Annotated in this window: 26 protein-coding genes and 2 pseudogenes; 12 read left to right on the plus strand and 16 right to left on the minus strand. The window is 37.3% G+C overall.

Annotated features, from left to right (window positions below):
• Nucleotides 1–205 precede the first annotated feature (205 nt).
• From ACHABU_RS03155 to ACHABU_RS03170, 4 genes are read right to left on the minus strand one after another with little or no spacing between them, the layout of a single operon-like run.
• Nucleotides 206–1078, minus strand: a complete 873-nt coding sequence (locus tag ACHABU_RS03155; protein WP_435762140.1) for a metal ABC transporter permease — start codon at nucleotides 1076–1078, stop codon at nucleotides 206–208.
• Nucleotides 1075–1995: a metal ABC transporter permease gene (locus ACHABU_RS03160; RefSeq protein ID WP_435762142.1), complete on the minus strand. Its 921-nt coding sequence runs from the start codon at nucleotides 1993–1995 to the stop codon at nucleotides 1075–1077. The genes ACHABU_RS03155 and ACHABU_RS03160 overlap by 4 nt, the downstream gene beginning before the upstream one ends.
• Nucleotides 1973–2734, minus strand: coding sequence for a metal ABC transporter ATP-binding protein (locus ACHABU_RS03165; RefSeq protein WP_435762144.1), 762 nt, complete (start codon nucleotides 2732–2734; stop codon nucleotides 1973–1975). Before ACHABU_RS03165 ends, ACHABU_RS03160 begins: the two co-directional genes overlap by 23 nt.
• Nucleotide 2735: 1 nt before the next feature.
• Nucleotides 2736–3689 carry a metal ABC transporter solute-binding protein, Zn/Mn family gene (locus ACHABU_RS03170; RefSeq protein WP_435762146.1) on the minus strand — a complete coding sequence of 318 codons (954 nt, stop codon included), beginning with the start codon at nucleotides 3687–3689 and terminating at the stop codon, nucleotides 2736–2738.
• Nucleotides 3690–4031: 342 nt separating this feature from the next.
• Between ACHABU_RS03170 and ACHABU_RS03175 the strand changes: the two are divergent.
• The 3 genes and pseudogenes from ACHABU_RS03175 to ACHABU_RS03185 all read left to right on the plus strand — a co-directional run.
• Nucleotides 4032–4550 (plus strand): annotated as a pseudogene (locus ACHABU_RS03175) (IS4 family transposase); the annotation flags it as partial.
• Between the two features lie 122 nt (nucleotides 4551–4672).
• Nucleotides 4673–4795 carry a YjcZ family sporulation protein gene (locus tag ACHABU_RS03180; protein WP_435762148.1) on the plus strand — a complete coding sequence of 41 codons (123 nt, stop codon included), beginning with the start codon at nucleotides 4673–4675 and terminating at the stop codon, nucleotides 4793–4795.
• A 41-nt stretch (nucleotides 4796–4836) separates the two neighbouring features.
• Nucleotides 4837–5004: a YjcZ family sporulation protein gene (locus tag ACHABU_RS03185; protein WP_435762150.1), complete on the plus strand. Its 168-nt coding sequence runs from the start codon at nucleotides 4837–4839 to the stop codon at nucleotides 5002–5004.
• 335 nt (nucleotides 5005–5339) lie between these two features.
• Here the strand turns inward: ACHABU_RS03185 and spx are convergent, their stop codons facing one another.
• The gene (gene spx / locus ACHABU_RS03190; protein WP_435762152.1) at nucleotides 5340–5738 is read right to left on the minus strand and encodes a transcriptional regulator Spx; all 399 of its coding nucleotides are present in this window, start codon (nucleotides 5736–5738) and stop codon (nucleotides 5340–5342) included.
• 4 nt (nucleotides 5739–5742) lie between these two features.
• Nucleotides 5743–6243, minus strand: coding sequence for a CarD family transcriptional regulator (locus ACHABU_RS03195; RefSeq protein WP_435762154.1), 501 nt, complete (start codon nucleotides 6241–6243; stop codon nucleotides 5743–5745).
• 139 nt (nucleotides 6244–6382) lie between these two features.
• Between ACHABU_RS03195 and ACHABU_RS03200 the strand changes: the two genes are divergently transcribed.
• The gene (locus ACHABU_RS03200) at nucleotides 6383–6814 is read left to right on the plus strand and encodes a MarR family transcriptional regulator (protein WP_435762156.1); all 432 of its coding nucleotides are present in this window, start codon (nucleotides 6383–6385) and stop codon (nucleotides 6812–6814) included.
• A 128-nt stretch (nucleotides 6815–6942) separates the two neighbouring features.
• Here the strand turns inward: ACHABU_RS03200 and codY are convergent, their stop codons facing one another.
• From codY to ACHABU_RS03215, 3 genes are all read right to left on the minus strand, one after another.
• A complete protein-coding gene (gene codY, locus ACHABU_RS03205; protein WP_435762158.1) occupies nucleotides 6943–7719 on the minus strand; it encodes a GTP-sensing pleiotropic transcriptional regulator CodY in 777 nt (258 codons plus the stop codon).
• A gap of 399 nt (nucleotides 7720–8118) precedes the next feature.
• Nucleotides 8119–8481 (minus strand): VOC family protein, encoded by a 363-nt coding sequence (locus ACHABU_RS03210; RefSeq protein ID WP_435762160.1) that lies wholly within the window; start codon nucleotides 8479–8481, stop codon nucleotides 8119–8121.
• 27 nt (nucleotides 8482–8508) lie between these two features.
• Nucleotides 8509–8667, minus strand: a complete 159-nt coding sequence (locus tag ACHABU_RS03215; RefSeq protein ID WP_435762162.1) for a hypothetical protein — start codon at nucleotides 8665–8667, stop codon at nucleotides 8509–8511.
• A 470-nt stretch (nucleotides 8668–9137) separates the two neighbouring features.
• Here ACHABU_RS03215 and ACHABU_RS03220 point away from each other — a divergent pair, with 470 nt between their 5' ends.
• Nucleotides 9138–10205, plus strand: coding sequence for an alpha/beta fold hydrolase (locus ACHABU_RS03220; RefSeq protein WP_435762164.1), 1068 nt, complete (start codon nucleotides 9138–9140; stop codon nucleotides 10203–10205).
• Nucleotides 10206–10449: 244 nt separating this feature from the next.
• Here the strand turns inward: ACHABU_RS03220 and ACHABU_RS03225 are convergent, their stop codons facing one another.
• The 4 genes and pseudogenes from ACHABU_RS03225 to ACHABU_RS03240 all read right to left on the minus strand — a co-directional run.
• The gene (locus tag ACHABU_RS03225) at nucleotides 10450–11436 is read right to left on the minus strand and encodes an acrylyl-CoA reductase family protein (protein ID WP_435762166.1); all 987 of its coding nucleotides are present in this window, start codon (nucleotides 11434–11436) and stop codon (nucleotides 10450–10452) included.
• Nucleotides 11437–11747: 311 nt separating this feature from the next.
• On the minus strand, nucleotides 11748–12506 hold the full coding sequence (locus ACHABU_RS03230) for a glucose 1-dehydrogenase (RefSeq protein ID WP_435762168.1): 759 nt from the start codon (nucleotides 12504–12506) through the stop codon (nucleotides 11748–11750).
• A gap of 368 nt (nucleotides 12507–12874) precedes the next feature.
• Nucleotides 12875–13084, minus strand: a complete 210-nt coding sequence (locus ACHABU_RS03235) for a hypothetical protein (RefSeq protein WP_435762170.1) — start codon at nucleotides 13082–13084, stop codon at nucleotides 12875–12877.
• Between the two features lie 182 nt (nucleotides 13085–13266).
• A pseudogene (locus ACHABU_RS03240) lies at nucleotides 13267–13566 on the minus strand (hypothetical protein); the annotation flags it as partial.
• A gap of 294 nt (nucleotides 13567–13860) precedes the next feature.
• Between ACHABU_RS03240 and ACHABU_RS03245 the strand changes: the two are divergent.
• From ACHABU_RS03245 to phnE (ACHABU_RS03260), 4 genes are all read left to right on the plus strand, one after another.
• Nucleotides 13861–14973 carry a phosphate/phosphite/phosphonate ABC transporter substrate-binding protein gene (locus tag ACHABU_RS03245; RefSeq protein WP_435762172.1) on the plus strand — a complete coding sequence of 371 codons (1113 nt, stop codon included), beginning with the start codon at nucleotides 13861–13863 and terminating at the stop codon, nucleotides 14971–14973.
• Nucleotides 14974–15065: 92 nt separating this feature from the next.
• Nucleotides 15066–15839 carry a phosphonate ABC transporter ATP-binding protein gene (gene phnC / locus ACHABU_RS03250; RefSeq protein ID WP_435762174.1) on the plus strand — a complete coding sequence of 258 codons (774 nt, stop codon included), beginning with the start codon at nucleotides 15066–15068 and terminating at the stop codon, nucleotides 15837–15839.
• A 5-nt stretch (nucleotides 15840–15844) separates the two neighbouring features.
• Nucleotides 15845–16660, plus strand: coding sequence for a phosphonate ABC transporter, permease protein PhnE (gene phnE / locus ACHABU_RS03255; protein ID WP_435762176.1), 816 nt, complete (start codon nucleotides 15845–15847; stop codon nucleotides 16658–16660).
• A 15-nt stretch (nucleotides 16661–16675) separates the two neighbouring features.
• Nucleotides 16676–17482 (plus strand): phosphonate ABC transporter, permease protein PhnE, encoded by an 807-nt coding sequence (phnE, locus tag ACHABU_RS03260; RefSeq protein WP_435762178.1) that lies wholly within the window; start codon nucleotides 16676–16678, stop codon nucleotides 17480–17482.
• A 211-nt stretch (nucleotides 17483–17693) separates the two neighbouring features.
• Here phnE (ACHABU_RS03260) and ACHABU_RS03265 read toward each other — a convergent pair whose 3' ends face one another.
• A complete protein-coding gene (locus ACHABU_RS03265; RefSeq protein ID WP_435762180.1) occupies nucleotides 17694–18011 on the minus strand; it encodes an iron-sulfur cluster biosynthesis family protein in 318 nt (105 codons plus the stop codon).
• A gap of 373 nt (nucleotides 18012–18384) precedes the next feature.
• Here ACHABU_RS03265 and ACHABU_RS03270 point away from each other — a divergent pair, with 373 nt between their 5' ends.
• Nucleotides 18385–19515 (plus strand): CAP domain-containing protein, encoded by a 1131-nt coding sequence (locus ACHABU_RS03270; RefSeq protein ID WP_435762182.1) that lies wholly within the window; start codon nucleotides 18385–18387, stop codon nucleotides 19513–19515.
• A gap of 185 nt (nucleotides 19516–19700) precedes the next feature.
• Nucleotides 19701–19841, plus strand: coding sequence for a hypothetical protein (locus ACHABU_RS03275; RefSeq protein WP_435762184.1), 141 nt, complete (start codon nucleotides 19701–19703; stop codon nucleotides 19839–19841).
• A gap of 150 nt (nucleotides 19842–19991) precedes the next feature.
• Here ACHABU_RS03275 and ACHABU_RS03280 read toward each other — a convergent pair whose 3' ends face one another.
• The gene (locus ACHABU_RS03280; protein ID WP_435762186.1) at nucleotides 19992–21662 is read right to left on the minus strand and encodes a ribonuclease J; all 1671 of its coding nucleotides are present in this window, start codon (nucleotides 21660–21662) and stop codon (nucleotides 19992–19994) included.
• 271 nt (nucleotides 21663–21933) lie between these two features.
• On the opposite strand from ACHABU_RS03280, the gene ACHABU_RS03285 reads away from it, so the two are divergent.
• Entirely contained in the window at nucleotides 21934–22272 is a 339-nt protein-coding gene (locus ACHABU_RS03285; protein WP_435762188.1) for a hypothetical protein, read from the plus strand.
• Nucleotides 22273–22426: 154 nt separating this feature from the next.
• Here the strand turns inward: ACHABU_RS03285 and ACHABU_RS03290 are convergent, their stop codons facing one another.
• A complete protein-coding gene (locus ACHABU_RS03290; protein WP_435762190.1) occupies nucleotides 22427–22630 on the minus strand; it encodes a hypothetical protein in 204 nt (67 codons plus the stop codon).
• Nucleotides 22631–22633 lie beyond the last annotated feature (3 nt).

Consider the following 22633-nt stretch of genomic DNA (forward strand, 5'->3'; position numbering starts at 1 on the left):
GTTAGGTCTTACTAATGAACTGTTAATAATCGTATACGGCCATGATTAAGGAAGATAACCGACCAAACGTGGAATGTGCCCGTTTCGTAAAAACAAATTTTGTATTAAAAAAGCTTCTACCCTGGTTTGGGTGGAAGCTTCTTTGGGGTTTGGAGGGGATGATGCCGCGAATTAGGCATGGTCACGCGCTAAATTTCTTACACAATCAAGCTCCCTCCACTGTACGCACGCGCTTCGAAATCAAGCCATGCTTCGGTGAAAATATAAAGCTAATCATAAATACGATTCCTGTTGCGAAGGCCATGGATCCGGATATCGATGTATCAATCCAGGCTGCAACATAGTATCCTGCCACGGCAGAAATAACACCAAATGAACCGCTTAATACGAGCATCACTGCGAGCTTATCTGTCCAGAGGTATGCTGAGGCGGCTGGTGTAATTAGCATTGCAACAACCATGATTGCTCCTACAGCATCAAACGAGGCAACGGTTGTAACGGAAACGAGTCCCATAAATACATAATGCATAAATAGAACTGGAATCCCTAAACTTGCTGCTAATGCTGGGTCAAAGGAAGTGATTTTCCATTCTTTATAAAAGGCAATAATAAAGAAGAGCACGATAGCTAGAACGAATAACAGCAAAGCCGTCGCTACTGGAATCTCACCGATTATCGGTAATGTCATCATTTGGAAAGGAATAAAAGTAATTTCACCCATCAACGCATGCTGTACATCTAAGTGTGCATTACCGACTGAAGTTGAAATTAAGATGACCCCTATTGCGAATAAGGTTGTAAATACAATCCCCATTGCTGCATCATGTTGCACATCTAAAGCATGTAAGCCTTGCACCAGAAAAGTCGTTAAAATCCCAGCCAATATTCCTCCAATTAACATCGCTGTTCCGCTTACTTCGCCGGTAATGATAAATGCAACGACAATCCCTAATAAAACGGTATGACTAATCGCATCAGCCATCATCGCTGTTTTCCGTAAAATAAGGAAGACACCTATAATACCACAGGAAAGACCAACTAAAGACGCTGTTAAAATAATCCATGCTGTATAGGTCACGTTCTTCCCTCCTTCTGCTTCAACACGTTTCCACTATGAAGTTGTGTTCTTTGATGCATCTTAAATTGGATATATTGGATAAATATCCCTTTTTCTTTACCAAAAATAAGTGAAATTACAAAAATAGCCGCACCGACTACAACGATGAATGGACCTGTTGGTAATCCACTTCCCATCGCACTAATTAATGTCCCTGTAGCACCAGCTACTCCACCGAATACAGCGGATAAAACGAGCATTACTCGAAACGATTCTGTCCAATAACGTGCACTAACAGCTGGAATAATTAATAATGCTGCCATTAAAATAACCCCGACAGCTTGAATTCCAATCACGATTGTTGTGACAAGAACAGCAGTATATAACGTATTCATCCCTTTAATCGATAAGCCGATTCCTTTTGCAAATTCTGGATCAAATAAATAGAGCTTCCATTCTTTAAAGCCAACAAAGGCAATGAACAGAACAATTAACGCAAGAACTAACATCGTAATAACATCAGACCGAACCATTGCTGCTGCCTGGCCATAGATAAAACTATCTAGTCCACTTTGATTACCACCAGCAGAACGATTCGCTATCGTTAAGAGCATAATCCCGAGACCATAAAATACAGCTAACACCATACCCATCGCGGAATCCTCGGAAATTCTGCTTGAGCTTGTAATCCATTGGATGAAAAATGCACCGATTAACGCACTAATTGCTGCGCCAATAATAAGAACGAGCAGATTTTTTTCACCAATGATAAGGAAGGCAATGACAACACCGGGTAGTGCCGCATGGGAAAGTGCATCACTCATTAAGTTTTGCCGTTTCCAATAAGCCATACTACCGATTGTGCCTGCAGCAATCCCGAGTATCATCGTACTTAAGATTACCCATCCCGTATTACTATTCCATAGAATCGACAGCATGTTGACGCTCCTCCCCCATCCAGCGCATATTTCCTCCGTAGGTTTCAGCGATATTGTCTCTCGTAAATGTTTGTTCCGTTTTTCCATGTTGGATAATTGTACGATTCAGTAATAGTACATGATCAAAATAATTCGCTACGGTTTGTAAATCATGATGAACAACCATCACTGTTTTCCCTACTGCATTTAGTTCCTTTAAAATGGTCATAATCGCGTGCTCTGTAGCGGCATCAACCCCAGCCAATGGTTCATCCATGAAATAAAGGTCAGCATCTTGCACTAACGCTCGAGCTAAAAACACACGCTGTTGTTGCCCACCGGAAAGCTGACTAATTTGCCGATTTGCAAAGTCTGCCATTCCCATTTTATCTAATGCATCATATGCCTTTTCTTTATGCGAGCGATTCGGCCGTTTCAACCAGCCGATTTGCCCGTATAAACCCATTGTTACCACATCCAGCGCATCTGTTGGGAAATCCCAGTCCACAGATCCGCGCTGTGGCACATAACCTATTCGCTTCTTTGCTTTACTAAATGGAAGGCCGAAGAATTTCACCGAACCTGTTAATGCTGGATGCAAATCTAAAATTATTTTTAATAGCGTTGATTTACCCGCTCCATTCGGTCCGACAATTCCTGTTAATGAACCCTTTTCCACTTCTAAATTAATATCATGGAGCACCGTATTCTTCCGATAAGATGCGGATAAATTTTCCGCCTGTAATATTGGAGTTTCCATATTATTCAACTCCTCCAGCCAACGCGTCATAAATGGTGTTGATATTATGACGGTACATCCCTAAATAGGTTCCTTCTTCACTATCAGTTGCTCCCATCGCATCGGAAAATAACTCTCCACCTAATTCAACATCGACACCATCATTCTGTGCACCTTCTAAAACTGCATCGATGGAACTTGAATTGATACTACTTTCCACAAAAATAGCTGGCACCTGATGTTCTTTTATAATCTCAATAGTTTCATTAATATCGGAAATTCCAACTTCATCTTCCGTACTTAAGCCTTGTAGACCAATTACTTCCATGTCGTGCATTCTACCGAAATATCCAAATGCATCATGTGCTGTAACGAGTACGCGACTACTTTCCGGAATATCCGCTAACTTCTTCGCTTCTTCCTTTAATTCCGCTAACTCCTCAAAATACACTTGTTTATTTTCTTCAAAATAATCCTCGTCGTCTGGCGAATAAGCTTTTAATTCTTCAACAGCTGCTTCCAATGACTCTTCCCATAATTCGAGATCAAACCAGATATGCGGATCAATCGCGCCATCCTCATCTTCTAATAAAACGTCTTCGGAATGGATATCTCCAATTGCAAGAACGGGTTTCGAATCACCAATTGAATCAAATACTTTTACCATATTTACTTCTAAATTCAAGCCACTATAAAAAATAACTTCCGCTTCATCTACCTTCGCGATATCACTCTGTGTCGGACTGTATAAATGGGGGTCAACGGACGGCCCCATGAGGCTTTCCACTTCTACACGATCGCCACCAATAACCGATAGCGGCTCACCAATTTGCGCAATTGTTGTTAGGATTTTTATTTTGTCATCTTTGGAGTCACTTGTTCCCCCTGTTGATTCTGCATCCGAATTACATGCAGCAAAAAGAATAACCATACCCATTAATGCTGATAGCCACACCTTTTTAGCAAAACCTTTCATTTTGCATCCTCCCTTTAATGTTTCCTTAGGTAAACTTCTATTTATTAGTATCAACTTACTTCTATTATTAGTCGATGTCAAGTGTTTTTGTTACAACTTAATATTTTTCCTTATGGAAACATTTAGAGTGAGTTGAGTGGCGCCGATTTATCAATTGGTGGGATGCATATTGATGTAGTCCTTGTTAATTTTATTTAGAGAAATAGAAACAAGGGCTGGAATATTTTTGTTGAGGCGTCAACAAAAGAGCGATACCTATCATTATAAATTAGTGAAGGTACAACTCTTATTTAATATTTTTACCCGAGTAAATGCTTATTACAATGAACCATCCATTCATTTTTAAAACAACTTTATCGTCTAGCGCCACATAAGAAAACAAAAGTATCTTTCGTTCCATTCATACAACAATGGCAAACGGAGTGCCAATAAAAGTTGTATTCGTTCGAAATCGCAATAAAAGATGTGAATGATTAGCTATATTAGGTACAAACTGTGCGTTAACAGAAACAGAAATCATTCGAAACTATGGGAGGTGCTGGAACATTGAAGTCTTTTTCAAGGCGACAAAATCTCTATTGAAATTACAAAAGGAATTTCAGTAGATCTTATGATTTACTGATCAGTCACACACGACACAGATGACCGCACACTTGGCGGGATGTTTTATGAACTTTGTGACGAAATAAATGAACTTGATTGGGTTGTAACATTACAACAACTAATCGAGCTTCTTGAAGATGCCTTGAATAAAACGAACAAGAAATTCAAAAAGTTAATCAAAAGTCAACTACAGTATTGGTTTGCGGGATTACCTAGTTATATCAAGGTGTACCTGCCTAGTTGAGCTGCGAAAGTTGAGTTAATTGTAAGTTACTTTTATTATTAAATCGGTGTTTTGCAGCTAACCAATAAGATTAGCTTGTCAGAGCCCTGTCACAATCTCACGTCCATCATATGTTAATTAATGGAGGTGATATGGAATGGGCGAAGCAGCTGGAGCAGGCTATGGTTACGGTGGAGGTTTTGCATTTGTAGTTGTGTTATTTATCCTCCTCATTATCGTCGGAGCATCTTTCGGTGGATATGGTGGATACGGTTATTAAAATTTGATAACAAATAAAACGATACGTTAGGAGAGATATATATGGGATACGAGAATGTACCATTCGGCGGATATGGATGCGGTGGACCTGTTGCCGGTGCTGGATATGGCGGACCTGTTGGTGGGGCCGGTTACGGTGCTGGTGGATTCGCGTTAATTGTAGTATTGTTTATCCTTCTAATTATTGTAGGTGCAGTTTGGTTTAAATAACCACACTGTAAAATACGATTAAATAGGAATATAAAAGGCTGCTTCGAGTTTCTTCCACTCGACAGCCTTTTATATTGGAAAATTAAGCTTCTGTTTCCTTTTTCACTTATCTAGAATCAGTATTTCTTATAAACAAGGATACCTTTATTTTTCACCATAAAACAACCGTATCAATGAACATAAGTTAAAATTTTACACAAAACTGTCTAATTGCTGGGCCAATCTCACGTGCGCTAAATACGTGAAACCATCTGCAGTACAACCAGAATTAGACGCATAAAAACAAGCAAGCTCCTTATTGGTAGATTGCTTGTTTTACGCAGAAATAGTAAAACTTAAGAAACACTCACTTTTTGTGCTTCATGTAATTGGAGTGTTCGGACTGATTTAGGTAAAAATCTACGAATCTGAGACGAATTATATCCAACCATTAAACGCTTTCCATCATGAATGATAGGTCTTTTTAAAATACCGGGATTCTCCTGAATAAAGTTGTATAAATCTTTTATTTGCCATTGATCCAAATCAGTAATATACCTATGAAATTCTTTAGAACGCGTTGATATAATCTCTTCTGTTCCATTATCCGTCAATCGAAATATTTCTTTAATTTCCGATAACGTTAATGACTCCGAGAATATATTACGTTCGACAAAGGGAATATCATTTTCCTGTAACCAAATCTTTGCCTTTCTACAGGATGTACAAGCCTGTTTGACATAAAGTGTTAACATTCCATTACTCCTTACTCCGGATTATACTGGTAACCCTTTCAGATATTTCTTCATATGAAGTATCCAATGCTACAGCTAATTCCTTAAACATAATATTTTGTGTGTTGGTCAAAAGACGCAAGTCCTGATCATACAGTTTTCGCTTACTTTTTTTAATCTGCTCACTCTTCAACATGAGCGTATTTACTACTTTAGAAATCTCTTTTCGATCCCCAGTATGTACCAGACGATTATATTCTTTATATCGCTGTCTTGGCTCCTCAATCCATTTGATACCCGGCTGTTGGAACGATTGGAGAATCTTCTCCGCTTCTTCTCTAGCAATTACCGTTATCATGACTACTTTTCCATTTTCAACAGGGGTGTTTATGGTTAATCTAGGATCTGCCTGCGGATGCAGCACATAGTACATCCTCGTAACATCGTGATAGGTTTTTTCACATATATCATCAACCTCACATAAGCCATGTACCGAATAGATAATTACATCTCCAACCTTAAACATTCGTTTCATCCCCCAAATTTATAATAGTCAACCTAGTTTACAATAATAGCTTACTCCAATTTCGCTTTATTGTCAATTAAGTTGACAATAGGCAAAGTGTTTTGTATAGTAAGTATCGAAGAAATGGAGAGGGGTGAATATGGTGGATTTTGAATTAAAAAACCTGGATTTAATTGATGTTTTGAGTGAGCGCCATCTTCAACTTCGGAAAATAACGGAGAGCCTATGGAATGATAGCAGTGATATTTATTTATCCAATTCCGAATGGTTCATTATGGCAAGGATTTATAAAAAACAGCCCACCATTGCGTACGTTTCAAAACATGTGGATATCTCGAGACAAGCAACCCATAAATTCATAATAAGTTTGGAGTCCAAAGGGTTAGTTAAAGTTAGTAATGTAAAAAATAACAAAAAAAATAAATGCATTCAGTTAACCGAATTAGGTGAAGCATGCTATGAAAAAAATGAAGCACTAAAGGCAAATCTGGAGAGGGAAATTGCTGATACTATTGGTAGTGAACAAATAGAACAACTTAAATTAATTCTGAAATCGGATTGGGGAATCTAGTTTCGATCTGTTCCCTGTATTGTTAGAAAAAGGGCAAGCCCTCCATTTGTTCTTGCAATAAAAATAAAAAAACACCCGCAAATGATAAACAGTTGCAGGTGTTTCTATTATTCCAGGGGGAATTCCCCTTATAGTTTAGCTTTTTCCAACTCAACTAGGAAGTTATCGTTCAATACTTTAATAAAGGTTCCTTTCATACCAAGCGAACGTGATTCGAGGACGCCTGCACTTTCCAATTTTCTCAAGGCATTCACAATAACGGAGCGGGTGATACCGGCACGGTCAGCCACTTTGGACGCAACGATTAATCCTTCCACCCCATCCAGCTCTTCAAATATTTGATCAACTGCTTCCATTTCACTGTAAGACAGAGAACTGATGGCCTGCTTCACGATAGCCTGACTGCGAGCTTCGGCTTCAATTTCATCCGTTTTACCGCGTAATATTTCCATACCGACAACGGTTGCCCCATATTCAGACAAAACCAAATCATCTGGACTGAATTCTTTACCCAGTCGTGAAAGGCTTAGCGTGGCCAATCTTCTACCACCACCGATTATAGGAACGATGGTTGTTAACCCAGTTTTATATAATTCTTTGCTTTCTTCAGGAAATGCTGTAAATTCGCTATTAACATCTAAGTTTTCAGCCGTCTCATGTACAGTTGATAAATGATTTGTATAGTCTTCAGGCAATTGACGTTCCTCTAGCATTTGGATCATCCGGTCATTTTCAAATCTATCGTGCAACCCGTATCCTAAAATTTTTCCTTTTCTGCTGATAACTAAAACATTTGCTTCGATCACTTCGGAAAGAGTTCCCGCCATTTCCATAAAGTTTACTTGATTTCCTCCTGCGTTTTGAATATTCGCATTGATTTTTCTCGACTTTGTTAATAAATTCACTTAAATACCTCCAAATGGTCATTTGTTATCATAATATCCTATTTACCTTTTATCTAATACACTTGAGACTCCGGCGAGGAAATTATCGCATTATTTTGTTACATGATGTCTATAGCCTTCCCCTTTCCATATGCACAGAAACCCAAGTATTTAGTTTTATAGACAAATTTCTACCTTAAATAGTAAATATTAATATAATTATCAACAAAAAACAATGTTAAGCTTCTTTTATTCAACAAATTGTAGAATTCAAGTATTTTCTAAGGTGGTTGACAACAGATGAAGGGAGCATCTCCTTCTCAAGGAAAAGCTCCCTTCATCTCTAAGGTGCCTGTCACTCCCCGAATTTTGTTGAAACATGTCGAATTCGGAATTGTCGTAGAGATTTATAGTGTGTATTTAAATTTCCTTTATGATTTCCACCCGATTACCAAAAGGGTCTCTAAACTCAAAACGTTCGAAATTTGGGATTGGAACCGATTCTTTAATTTTAATATCATTTTGCTCCAAAATTCCCCTCCAATAAGAGACATCATCTACGCGATAGGCTAGGTGTGCTTTTGTTTTTGTTCGATCAAAACCATCTTCGGTTCCGATATGTACATCGATGTCGCCAACCTTTAACCAAAATCCGCCCATTGCTTTTAGGGACTCCGGTTTTTCAATTTCAGTTAATCCCAATACCCCACAATAAAAGTTTCTTCCTTCTTCTTCCGCGTTCTTTGGAATAGTAATCTGAGCGTGATGCAAGCCAAGAATCATAAAATTGTCCCCCTTAAATAATCCACCTTATCGTTTAAGACGATAACTGATTAAAATATCTTTCAGTTCAAATCCTGCTTTCATATAAACGTGATTTGCCTTGCTGTTTGAATAATCTACGGATAATCTGATTTCGTTAATTTGTGGGAATGAAAACATATCTGTCAGTACTTCTTTTAATAACACTGTGCCTATACTTTATTTTGAACACTTTTAAAATATTCTCCGTACTGAGCCGATTAATAATTGTTTTCGCATTGTAGTAAGTGTTTGGAAAAGTTTCGTTATGCAATTTTTCAAATGCTTTAAAATTATCACCTTGCTTAAACGATACACTTTTTTTCTCATTCACGCTATTGAAGTTTTGTTTCTGAACTTCTAGGATAAGGTGTTCCCCCCCCGTCCAAATCTAAAATCAACGGAAACTCTTATACTCTATTAATTCTAGCAATATGATTTCCCTTTCTCTAGGGATTCAGCCTTCTTCGACGATGAATCTGCTCATAATGATCTCTTTTCCATACTTCTATCATCCTAGTCATCTGTTCCCTAATCTTTATTTATTGACTTTTCTAAAAAATAAAATTAATCTATGATTAGAGTACATATATCTTTCAGTCACCAATTTCAACAAAATTTGAAAGGGGTTACAACAAATGTATAAAAATGACTTTTACACAAAGGAGATTCACGGCAATTACGAAATTTATGATGTGGGTGATTTTGATTTAGAAGATGGCGGGAAAATACTTGATTGTAAATTAGCATACAAAACTTTTGGAGAGCTAAATGAAGCGAAAGATAATGTAATTGTTATACCTACCTGGTTTGCTGGGACAAGCAACGATTACGAAAGTTATATTGGAGAAGAAAGAGCACTAAACCCAACAAAGTACTTTATTATTGTCATTAATCAAATTGGGAATGGACTTTCCAGTTCGCCACACAATAGTCCCAAACCAATTTCCATGAGCAATTTTCCGAAAGTAAGAATCGGTGATGATGTTCGTGCGCAACATCAACTGATCACTGAGAAATATGGAATTAAAGAAATAGCGCTTGTAGTAGGGGGTTCTATGGGAGCTCAGCAAACGTATGAATGGGCAGTTAGATATCCTGATATGGTAAAACGTGCAGCACCAATTGCCGGAACCGCTAAAAATACGACGCATGATTTTCTATTTACGAAAACGTTAATGGACGCTATCACCTCAGATCCCGGTTGGAATAACGGGAACTATAACTCCAACACAGAAGTGGCTGAAGGTTTAAAAAGACATGCAGATATTTGGTCAGTGATGGGATTGAGCACCGAATTTTATCAACAGGAAAAATGGACACTTTTCGGCGTTGATTCTGCAGAGGAATTTGTATCCGGATTTCTCGAGCCCTTTTTCCAAGGTATGGACCCGAACGCTTTACTAACGATGGCCTGGAAATGGCAGCGTGGAGATGTCAGTAGGATGACAAACGGGAATCTGGAAGAGGCACTTGGAAGAATTAAAGCAAAAGTGTTTGTGATGCCCATCGATGAAGACATGTTTTTCCCGCCAAGAGACTGTAAAGTAGAACAAAACCTAATTCCGAATAGTGAAATAAAGGTCATCCATAGCATTGCCGGACATTTTGGATTATTTGGCGGTGAAGGCACTTACTATCATGATCAAATCGATAAATACCTTAATGAATTATTGGCCATCGCAGTTGCGAATGAAGTTTTTTAAAAATGAAATAGCATAATTGGTCTTTCCCAAGGGATATTTCGATGGTAACCCCATTCTTTTCGATCAACATAGATAGTATATAGATAGTCTCGTGCTATGTAAGGATGTCAGTCCCCACCTTAACACAGGGGACTGACATCCTTTTTCCCATTTAAAACTCTTCATAAACAATTATAACTGGATCGTTAAGTCTGTCATCAGCGCGTTAACTCAGAAAAATATCCATCCTTTATATCAAGCAAAATCAAAGTTTAACCAAAGTCCTCCCTCGAACTTTACCTTCTAAAATATCACTAAGTATTTCTGGAAGATCTGTTAATGAAACTTCATTTACCATCTCATTATTTAATGCGGTTGGTTTCAAATCATCACTGAGACGATTCCATGCTTCTAATCGTTTATCCATCGGGTACATCACCGAATCAATTCCAAGCCAGTTAATACTTCTGGAGATAAACGGAATCACCGTTGTTGCTACTTCTACCCCACCGGCTAATCCACATGTTGCAACAGATCCACCGTATTTTAAAGTCGTAAGGATATATTCTAGTGTTTTTCCACCAACAGGATCCACTGCAGCAGCCCATTTTTTCTCGCGTGCCGGTTGCGCATCTGGAGCTACGATTTCATTGCGATGGATAACTTCTTTCGCTCCTAACTGTTTTAAATAAGCTTCTTGATCTGATTTACCTGTACTTGCTACAACTTCATAGCCTCTATCAGCCAACATATTGACTGCAATACTGCCTACTCCACCTGTAGCACCCGCTACTAAAACAGGACCATCCTCTGGTTTTAATCCAGCATCTTCAAGCTTCTCAACAGATAATGCGGCTGTTAATCCTGCTGTTCCAAGGATCATAGCTTCTTTTAATGATAATCCTTTAGGAAGTGGAACAACCCACGCAGCAGGTACACGCGCGACTTCACTAAATCCGCCAGAATGTCCTGTCCCTAGCTTATAACTGGTGACAATTACTTCATCACCCGCTTTATAACGTGTATCCGTTGATTCAATGACTGTACCTGACAAATCGATTCCAGGTATTAAAGGATAGGATTCTACCAACTGATTCTGAATGCCCACCAAACCATCCTTATAATTCACACTTGAATACGCAACTCGAATGGTTACTTCTCCTTCTGGCAAATCATTCACGGTTAATTGTTTTACATCCAAACATGTTTGATCATCTTTTTTATCCAGTACTAACGCTTGAAATGTATCCATTTTTATCCCATCTCCTTTAAGTATGATTACTAATATCGTATCACATTCATCTTGGAAGACAGTAATGGACTGCTTGTTTAAAAATACGCGTCTAAAAAATAAAAAAAGCACCAAATTCTTTTCCTATAGGTTTCCGTTTGAAGTACAAAGTGGTTTAATGAAACGATAAAAGGCATACAAAGGTATGCCTTTTTTGCTATAATAAGTTATATCGCTTTTAGGGCTATTTGCTACTACAATATTTTAAGGTTTCTATCTATGACAATAGTTATTGTACGGCAAAAATCTGTTACCAATAGAATATTATATATTTATTGCGCTATTGTACCTCCATCAACAACTATTTCAGCGCCTGTGACGAATCGTGCTTCATCTGAAGCTAAGAACAAAGCAGTGTATGCAACATCTTCTGGGTCCCCAATAAAACCTAAAGGAACAGTAGTTTTCATAAATTCGAGTGTTTCTTTAGTTATGGCACTATCAACCATTGGTGTTTGGATAATTCCAGGGTGTATGGAATTCACCCGAATATTATTTGGTGCTAAATTGATAGCAACTGCTTTCGTTAATGCGCGTGTAGCTCCTTTTGAGGACTGATAAGCAAATCCTCCCTGTCTTCCAACAATCGCTGCGATTGAAGAAATATTAATGATTGAACCAGAACCTAATTTTTTCAATTCAGGAGTAACTGCTTTGATACCTAAGAAATTTCCAATAGTATTAACTCTTAATACTTTTTCCCATTCGCTTACTTCTGATTCTTCTAGAGAAGCTTCAGCATTACCTGCTATGCCTGCGTTGTTTACTAAGATATTTACTTGTCCAAAACTTCTAATAGTTTCAGAAACAACGTTTTTCCACTCATCTTCATTTCCTACATCGTGTTTTAAACCAATTACTTTATCCCCGAACTCTACATTAATTTCTTTCACAGTTTTTCTTAATAATTCATCTTGCATATCTGTAGCAACAACGTTTGCCCCTTCTTTTGCAAACAAACGTGCTTCAGCAGCACCTTGTCCACCAGCAGCACCAGTAATAATTGCAACTTTCCCTGTTAATCTCCCCATAAAAATAACCCTTTTCCCATTTAAATTATAGCGCTTACAATTTTCATTTCATCGCTACTAAAATACTTATTCAACATATTTGCTAAGTATGTCCAAATTGGTAAATACGTTTTCAATGTTGAATCATTTGTAAGTAGTTTTTTAAAAATACTGATAAATATTTAGGATATGGGATAAAGATAATATAGTTGGTTTCTTCTATGGAATAGTAAATTTCATTCAAACCTAAGTTAGTTCTCTTGGATGTTCGCAATTAATTTGAATCTCTTAAAAAGCTCTTTAGTATATAGAATTATTGAAATAATTTACCATAATAAAACTCGCCTATTCTCAGACGAGTTTTGCAATCTGTTTATTCACTATAAGTTTTATCTTGACGCTTTTGGCGGTTGGCATTCGTCACATTTACGTTGGTTTTTGTTTTTAAATTTTGTAAATGATTTTTCGAAATCTGTCCCGCACGAACATTTAAATCGTAACTTTTGTGAATAGCCTTGATATTCCGTAGATAACAATTTACTTTCTGAATTTTTTTCAACAAATTCATTAATTTTACCGATTGTCCATCGTTTATTCATTCGCTTACACCTCCATATTTTATCACTAAGCGGAGGCTTTCTTGGCATCCGTTCAATTAGAAAAAATATTGTAATTATCCTAAGTGCTTCATTATACCATGCGCTTGTTCACAAGCAAACAGATCATTAGTTACAAACCTTACTGGATTGTTTTAAAAAGCAATTACGTTGGGGTTACCCTTTTAAAAAGCTTCCTTTTTAATTGTTTGTTGAGAAAGCTGATCACACTCATGAAAAGCAAAGTGCTTGCACCCGAAGCATTTTTTCGCATCCATTTGTAACATGGCGTGATTAATCGCTTCGCCTGTATGATCAAAAAAGTTACTTCCAACAAGATGTCCTGGTACTTTTGGAAATAATTTAGGTGTGATCAAAATAGCAATAAGACAAATCAATGCAGTCATCACACTATATAAACGAAACGTATCCATATGTAAAACAATCTCTCTCATGTTTGCAATAAAACGCTCATGTTTCTTAATATCATGACTCGCAATTTCAAGTTTGCTGGTTTTCTTACTTTATCGGCGGTCATATCGATTAACCAGAAAGGATTGTGCCATAATATCAAATCTAACCTTATTCCGATAAGGGCCCAGAACCAGGTTATATGTAATATTTTATCCAAAAGGTATGTTTCCTATTAATTCTATTTTCCTATTTTAAGTCAACATATAAGTATTAAGAATTATTTAACCTAAATTAATATTCTATCAATATTTCCTATTTATAATAAAAAATAGATTCTAAAATATACTTGCGAGAGGAAGATGAAGTTGAAGAAATTATTATATGTACTAATGATTGTAATGCTTTTTGCTGTTTTAGCGGCATGTGGAGATACAGAGAATCCTACTGAAGATTCAGCTACTGATGGTAATGAAGCAGCAGCAAATGAAACAGATGAAAGCAACTCCTCTAGTGAAGTTGCTGAAGAGGAAACTGAGACACAGTCTATTGACAAACTCTCAATCGGCTTCGTTCCATCTAGGGATCCAGAAGAAATCATTACAGCAACAGAACCTCTGAAAGATTTATTGACTGAAGAATTGACTACTTTAGGTTATGATATCGGCGAAGTAGATATCACAGTTGGTACAAATTATGAAGCGGTTGGAGAAGCACTTTCTGCAGGAACTACAGATATTGGGCTAATACCTGGTGGTACATATGTATTATATGACGATGGTGCTGAAGTTATTTTAACATCAACTCGTGCAGGCTTAACTAATGATTCCGATAATGCAAAAGATTGGAATGATAATAAGCCAACTGAAGACTCGGATGAACAAGTAACCTATTACCGTGCACTAATGATTGCAGGACCATCTGCAAAAGGTCAGGAGCTTGCGGAAAAAGTAAATAACGGAGAAGAATTAACTTTTGATGATGTGAATAGTGCTTCATGGGCTGTTATGTCCTCATCATCTCCAGCAGGATATATTTATCCAGCCTTATGGTTAGGTGATAATTTTGATAAAACAATCACTGATCTTGAAAATGTGGTACAAACAGATTCTTATGGAAGTGCATTTGCTCGTTTAGCTGCAGAACAAACGGATATCATGGTAACCTACGCAGATGCGAGACGTGACAATGTAGACTCTTGGGAAGGTGATTTTGGTCGTGAGGCATCTATCTGGGATGAAACCAATGTCATCGGAGTTACTCCTGGAATCTATAATGACACAATAAGTGTTAGTAAAAATTCAGAAACTATGGATGAAGATTTAAAAGCAGCAATTCAACAGGCATTTATCAATATCGCTCAAACAGATGAAGGGCAAGAAGTAATTTCCATTTATAATCATGAAGGATACCAAGAAGCTACGTCATCAGATTATGATGACGAACGAAAAGCACAAGAAATCGTACAAAGCCTAAACTAATCTAAACATTTTATGTTCCCTTTATGAATAATAATTTTGAAAAATGAGGACATCTTTCTGGTGTTCTCATTTTTCAAGGATGGAGATTTTACATGATAGAATTTATTAATGTTGAAAAAATATATCCAAATAATGTTAAAGCATTGCAAAACATAAATCTAAAAATTGAAAAAGGTGAATTCGTTGCAATCATTGGCCTATCCGGAGCGGGTAAATCTACATTAATTCGCTGTATTAACAGAATGCATGATATTTCCAGTGGAAAATTAATTGTGGATGATATAGAAGTAGGTTCATTAAGAGGAAATGAAATTCGAAAGTTTCGCAAGCGAATCGGAATGATTTTTCAATCTTATAATTTAGTTACCCGTACATCTGTCTTGAAAAATGTACTCGTATCACTTGTCCCAGAGCTTCCTTTATGGAGGAAAATCACAGGATTATTTGCTAAAGAACACAAGATTAAAGCATTAACTGCATTAGATCAAGTTGGAATACTAGACAAAGCCTATGTTCGCGTTGATCAATTATCTGGTGGGCAACAGCAGCGTGTCGCACTTGCCCGAACATTAGCACAAAACCCAGACATTATTTTAGCAGATGAACCGATTGCTTCTCTTGATCCTGTCACATCGAAACTAGTAATGGATGATTTTAAGAAAATCAATCAAGAAATGGAGATTTCAGTCATCATGAATATCCACCATGTTGAGATTGCTTTAGAATATGCTGAACGTATTATTGGTGTTAGAGAAGGACAAATTGTTTACGATGGAAAAGTGGAAGAAGTGACACAAGAGGTGCTTGATTATATTTATAACGGTAATTTTGAAAAAGTAAAGGAAAGTAAGGAAGGAAGGAGATAGTACTTATGTATGATAAAATTTTCCCTCCAAAAATGCTTTCCCTGCCAAATGGAAAAATTATACATGAGAAAAAATCGCGCACACCATTCATATTATTAGCTGTCTTAATTGCTCTCATCTTCTCTATTCAATTTACGGATTTTGATATAAAAGTACTCGTTTTGCGTTGGCAGGAATTTTTTGTAATTGTTGGACAAATGATTCCACCGAAATGGGAATACTTACCCCACCTTTGGAAGCCACTCATGGATACAATTAAGATGTCATTACTTGGTTCAATCATCGGTTCAATTATTGCAATTCCCACTGCTTATTTAGCATCCTCTAACGTAATAAAGAGCAAATGGATAGTTATTACAACAAAATTTTTTCTTAGTATTTTGCGGACAGTCCCAACATTAGTTTCCGCACTCATTGCGACCTTTATCTTTGGTTTGGGCACGCTTGCTGGAACTGTAGCTATCTTACTATTCACGCTCGCATATGTTGGAAAATTACTATATGAACAAATTGAAAACGCTGATATGGGTGCATTTGAAGCAATGGAATCCATTGGCATGACCAGGATGCAAGCTTTTCGATATGCAATTTTCCCACAGATACTACCTAATTACTTGTCCACTTCGATGTTTTGCTTTGAAGGAAATGTACGGTATGCTGCCATTTTAGGTTATGTAGGGGCAGGTGGGATCGGATTATTATTAAATGAAGGGCTTGGTTGGCGTGATTATGCTAGTGTTGGCATGATTCTTTTAATGCTTGCTATAACCGTATTATTAATCGAAACCGTAAGTGAGCACTTTAGAAAAAAGTTAATTTAAAGGGGTACGGATCGTATGGATTTAGTAGAAAAAAAACTCTATGCTTCACCCAAAAATAATCGTTATCTATTAACCGTTACAGCTATTATCTTGATTTTATTTAGCTGGTCTATATCTGCCGTTAATTTGCAAAATATGGATGAAAGCGGCTGGTTAATTGCATCGAATATTATTAAAGGAATTGTGAATCCTGATTTAGAGTTACTATTTAATTTCACTTCTCAAGGTGTGATGTATTTACTGGTGGAAACGATCGCAATTGCTTTTTTAGGAACAATAATTGGGTCTTTTTTGGCAATTCCACTTGCCTTTTTATCTGCGTCAAATGTGGTACCAAAGCCAGTAGCTCTTTTAACTAGATGGTTTTTAATCATTATTCGCACTGTACCAGCACTTGTTTATGGATTAATGTTTATTCGCGTAACAGGTCCAGGGCCATTTGCCGGTGTATTAACAATCGCGTTAGTATCAATTGGGATGCTAGCCAAGTTGTATGTGGACACAATTGAAGATTTAGATATTAGTATTTTAGAGTCAATGACATCGATTGGTTGTAACACCTTTGAAAAAATTCGATATGGTATTATCCCACAATTATTTTCGGTATTTTTATCAATTATGATTTATCGTTTTGATATGAATTTACGAGAAGCCTCCGTGTTGGGCTTAGTTGGAGCAGGCGGAATTGGTGCACCACTTATTTTTGCCATGAATGCTTACCGTTGGACAGAAGTGGGATCCATTCTTATTGGATTAGTAGTATTGATTTTAATCGTGGAGTTATTTTCGAATCGCGTTCGGTCAAAATTAGTGAAAGGTTAAAAACGAGCAGATATCTCTCCCCCATCACTTCATGGCTGGTCTAAATTCCGTATCATATAAGGTACCAACCCCCGAAAGTTAGAGTAGAAAACTAACTTTTGGGGGTAACCACCAAACTGCTCGGTTTTCCGGTTAAAATCTTATGAAAATGAACTTTAATAGTAAGGAAGGGCATACCTTTCATAGATCTGTCTTTAATATAGAAATGGTCTTACCTTTTATGATTATTCAGCTGAAAGTTATACCCCAATGTTTCCGCTTTAGATGAAATTTTAAATCCCATCCCATTTTTAAAATCTAAAATGATTTCATCCGGTAAAGACGCTACCGACCCTTTTGGCACAAAGAAGTTAATCCCCTTTTCTATAAGTACGAAATCATTTTCCTTCGCATTTTCAACAGATAATTCGATGTCCGTTGCAATGGAACACGTACCTACAAACTCAGCCAGAATTCGTATTCCTTCATCTTCTTGGAATGTAACTTGGGATAATTCTTCTACTGCTTTATCGCGGATGTCTATTTTCATCATTTTTCCCCTTTCTTGTTTCAATTGGTCTTGAATACTTTCTGCACTTGACGATAGAATAGGCCTTTATACTTGATGTCCAGCATCCCTGCAACACCTAAGAGTATAGAGATCATAAGAATGAAGAACGTTTTATTTTCCATTTACTTTAACCTCCCATTTCTGTTTTCTGCTCACAAAATGGTATCGATGTAATCATACTTTCATTATACACAATTGCATTGCGGCCAGAAACCATATGAAATTCTACTTTCAAAAAGAAACCCACATATTACGAAAGTTTTAAAATACTACTAACCTCCCTCATATTTGTTCATACTGATGATAATTGCTACAATAGATAAATTAGAAGTACGATACAGGGTGTGAACAGATGCCAAAATTAAGAAATATCATCGTATTATTGTTAATAGCAGGAGGTCTTTGGCATTTTTATGGAGAGGATTTCCAGGATTCCGGTTTTACGGGGGTTTATGAGGAAATTCGAACAGATGTCAATGAAATAAGACAACATCCAACTGTGATTGCTGTGTTAAATACAATAAATCAAGAGATTCAATCATTTATTGCTACGTTAACGGAGGATAAAAAGGATACCGAACAGCCAGCACAACCTGATCCTGAAAAACCCTCTTTAGAGACTCCAGAGGATCAATCGTTTTCAATCCACAATGCTGAAATTGGCGATGAACGTTCCGAGTTGGAACAACATGCAGGTGATCCAATGCGCTCCTCCATGAATGAATATGGAGTTGAGTGGATGACCTATCATGATAATTATCACAACTTTTTCATGGCGGCTTACAATGAGCAGGATAAAGTTACCGGCTTATACACCAATCAAGACTTACTATCCTCTACCGATGGAATTACCTATGACAGTACGAGGGAGTCTGTTTTATCTGTACTAGGTGAACCACTTCAATCAATACGTAAAGGGTTCATCAATATCCAAATTCAAGCCAATGAAGAATATGATACATTTCTTATCGATAACAATTATGTAACTATTTTTTATGACAAGCATGAGAACAGTACGGTGACAGCGATTCAGATAATTAGTGGCGAACTCGAAAATCAAAAAAACGCATACTATCCCGAGCCTAGTGAAGCGTTAAACGAGGGATTGGAATATCAATTATTCGATTTAACAAATGCCGTAAGAGTGAATCACGGACTTTCCGTGTTGGACTGGAACGAGCCATTACGAGAAACAGCTCAGGACCACAGCTCAGATATGGCTGAAAACAACTATTTCAGTCACACAAATCTGGAAGGGCAATCCCCATTTGACCGAATGGCAGAAGATGATATTGTCTTTCGAACTGCGGGAGAAAATCTCGCTGCGGGTCAGCCAAGTAGTATTTTTGCCCATGAAGGCTTAATGAACTCGCTCGGTCATAGAGAAAACATATTGAAAGATGGTTATGAAACACTTGCTGTTGGTGTTTCGTTCGATTCAGATTCAAGACCATATTATACGGAGAATTTTTTGACGGAGTAGTTGGGAGTTACTTCAAAAAACCGAACAGTGCTTATTACTGTTCGGTCACTTACCTTTGCAATTCTTTTCATTGTTATATTCCTGTTCCTAAAATTCTAAAAATAACTATTGACAGAAAACGATAACTGTTATATATTATAATAAATTATATAACAACTGTTATATAACATAAAGGAGGAGAAATGATGGAAAATATGTGTTTGACAGCATATCGTGGTTACTTGTCTATTTGTGAAAGATATGGAATGGAATCTGTTAACTTTTATCATTTTATACAGGAATTGACGGAAGACCAGATCAGCGAGTACAGTAAATTGGCTGTTTAAGAGAAAAGGAAGTGTAAAAAACGGAAACTCCATTAGATTTAGAGGCAGAAATCGACGTCAAATAGAAACCCCACTTTTTTATAATCATAAATAGGTGGGGTTTTTGAGTGGATTTAATTTTTTTCAAATGGACAAGGGCCCTTTCCCCATTTAAATTTCAATAAATATCGGAACAATCATTGGCTTTTTCTTCGTTTGAGAATAAGCATATTGCCGTATCGCTTTTTTGATTTGTTTTTTCATTCCATTTCTATTATATTTATTTGCTTCATGTAGCTCGTTAACCGTTTTTAAGGTGATTCGATTAATATCTTTTCGAAGTTCCGCGAAATCACGATCCAAAAAACCACGAGAAATCGTCTCCGGTTCAGAAATAATTTTCCCATCAGCTTTATTCAACGTTAAAATAATCATGAGCATTCCATCCTCTGACAGCTGTTTGCGGTCCCGCAACACAAATTCCCCGACATTACCGACATCTCCACCATCTACGTACGTATTGCCCGCGGCTATTTTCCGGGTTTGACGGGCAATGGAATCTTCAATATCAACGACATCCCCATTATTCATAATAAAAGTGTTTCCTTGCTCAACGCCAACCGATTCAGCGAGCATTCGATGATGATGCAGCATCCTGTATTCTCCGTGAATAGGAATTAAATAGGTTGGTTTCATTAATGTAAGCATCAGTTTGATATCTTCTTGATAACCATGACCAGAAACATGCATTCCCGACGAACTCCCAGATCCATAAATCACTTTTGCCTCAAGCGCAAATAAGTTGTCGACAATACTCGTGACATTTTTCTCATTCCCAGGTATTGGACCTGCAGCAAAGATAACCGTATCTCCAGATAAAATGTCGACACCACGGAAATCTCCTGTGGACAGGCGAGAAAGAGCAGCCATTTGTTCTCCTTGACTCCCCGTGCATAAAATAGCAACCTTTTCGGGATCCATTTTATTGATTTCATGGGGTTCAATTAATATTCCATCTGGAACTGTTAAATAACCACGCTCCATAGCAACCGCTACGACATTAACCATACTTCTTCCCAACAACGCAAGTTTACGACCCATTTTTTGCGCTGCATCCACGACCTGTTGCACACGGCTAATATTGGAAGCAAAGGTAGATATAATAATTTTGCGTTCGGCTTTCATGAACGCTGCGTCTAGATGTTCCCCTACCATTTGTTCGGATGGGGTCCAACCCGGACGTTCCGCATTAGTACTCTCGGATAATAGAAGCAAGACCCCTTCTTTGCCAATTTCGGCCATTTTAAGAATGTCCGAATGCTCATTATTCGCAGGGGTTAAATCGAATTTAAAATCCCCTGTATGTACAACATTACCCTGTGGTGTGCGTAAGACCATTCCCAAGCAATCCGGAATACTATGGTTCACTTTGAAAAAGTTTACAGTCATTTCTCCAATGGTTAAATTTGAGTTTGAGTTAATTTCAATAAGTTCGCTCTCTCTTAGAAGTTTATGCTCTTTCAATTTTAATTCAATTAATCCTAGAGTGAAGCGCGTGGCATAAACAGGTACATTCAACGTTTTTAAGAAGAACGGGATTCCCCCGATATGATCTTCATGACCATGTGTGACAATTAGTGCCCTGACTTTATCCTTATTTTCTACGAAGTAAGCATAATCCGGAATAATCAAATCGACTCCTAATAAACTTTCATCTGCAAATTTATTTCCACAGTCGATAATCACGATATCATTTGAATATTCAATTGCATACATATTTTTCCCGATTTCATGTAAGCCACCTAAGGCGAAGATAGATAGGATGTTCTCGCTTGTACTCATTTTTTTGTCCTCCCACTTTAAATTTTAATCGTAGTATGCCCTTTTGGTTTCCATTTATTAGTAGGGTAACACGGGTAAAAAATCAGGTTTTCTGTCCCCAATCAACTTCAGCATGCATTAGAACCATTACCATTTTTGAAGCATTCGGGGACTGCCTTTCGATACTACTCCCCTTCTTTATCGATTGATATGAGAGAGAATATTTTCCCCCTTTCAAAAAAATCAATTAGCATTTATAATATCTGTAGATGAATAGGAGGAGGTGAACAGCATGGAACAAGATACAGTACTAAAAGAAATTTTAAATGCACTAAACCTGGATAAAAAAATGGATACGTTGAAAACAGAACTTATTTCCAAGTTTGATGGTTTGGAAAACCGTTTTGATGGTTTGGAAAACCGTTTTGGTGGTTTAGAAAGCTGTACAGACGGATTAGAAAAGCGTGTAGAGGAAGGCTTTGCACGGGATCAACAATTTGACCATTTAGGGAAAAAGGTCGATGGCATTCGCGTCGAATTGAATGAAACACAGGAAACAGTGGATTTTTCAGCAACTAAAATTATTGAGCACGAGAAAAAGCTTCGCCACATTAACATGCAGCAAAACTAATTAACCACACGCTGTATGAACTCCCATTTGAGATAAATCTGCCTTCGTTTTTCCCACATCAAAGATACTTTCATTCGATCCAGGAAAAGCGCAGGCTTTTAATTTACAAGTAAAAAATCGTATATTCCTTACTAACAAGGAACCTGTCTCGATACTAACCTTTTTCTCTTGCATCAATAATGATGGTATTCGTTTCAACCAATTCTCGAACTTGTGAAACTTTCACTTCTTTATATCTTCCGTATAATTGATTGAGTGTCACTAATGCTGCATGATTGAGCATTGGAGAATAGGTTAGTTCTAAATCTTTCAACTTTGTGAAAAAGATTTCTATTGTTGTTTTGACTTGTTCGATCACTCA

It is taken from the genome of Oceanobacillus sp. CF4.6 (genome assembly GCF_051262635.1).
In the GTDB taxonomy this organism is placed as follows: Bacteria; Bacillota; Bacilli; order Bacillales; family Amphibacillaceae; genus Oceanobacillus.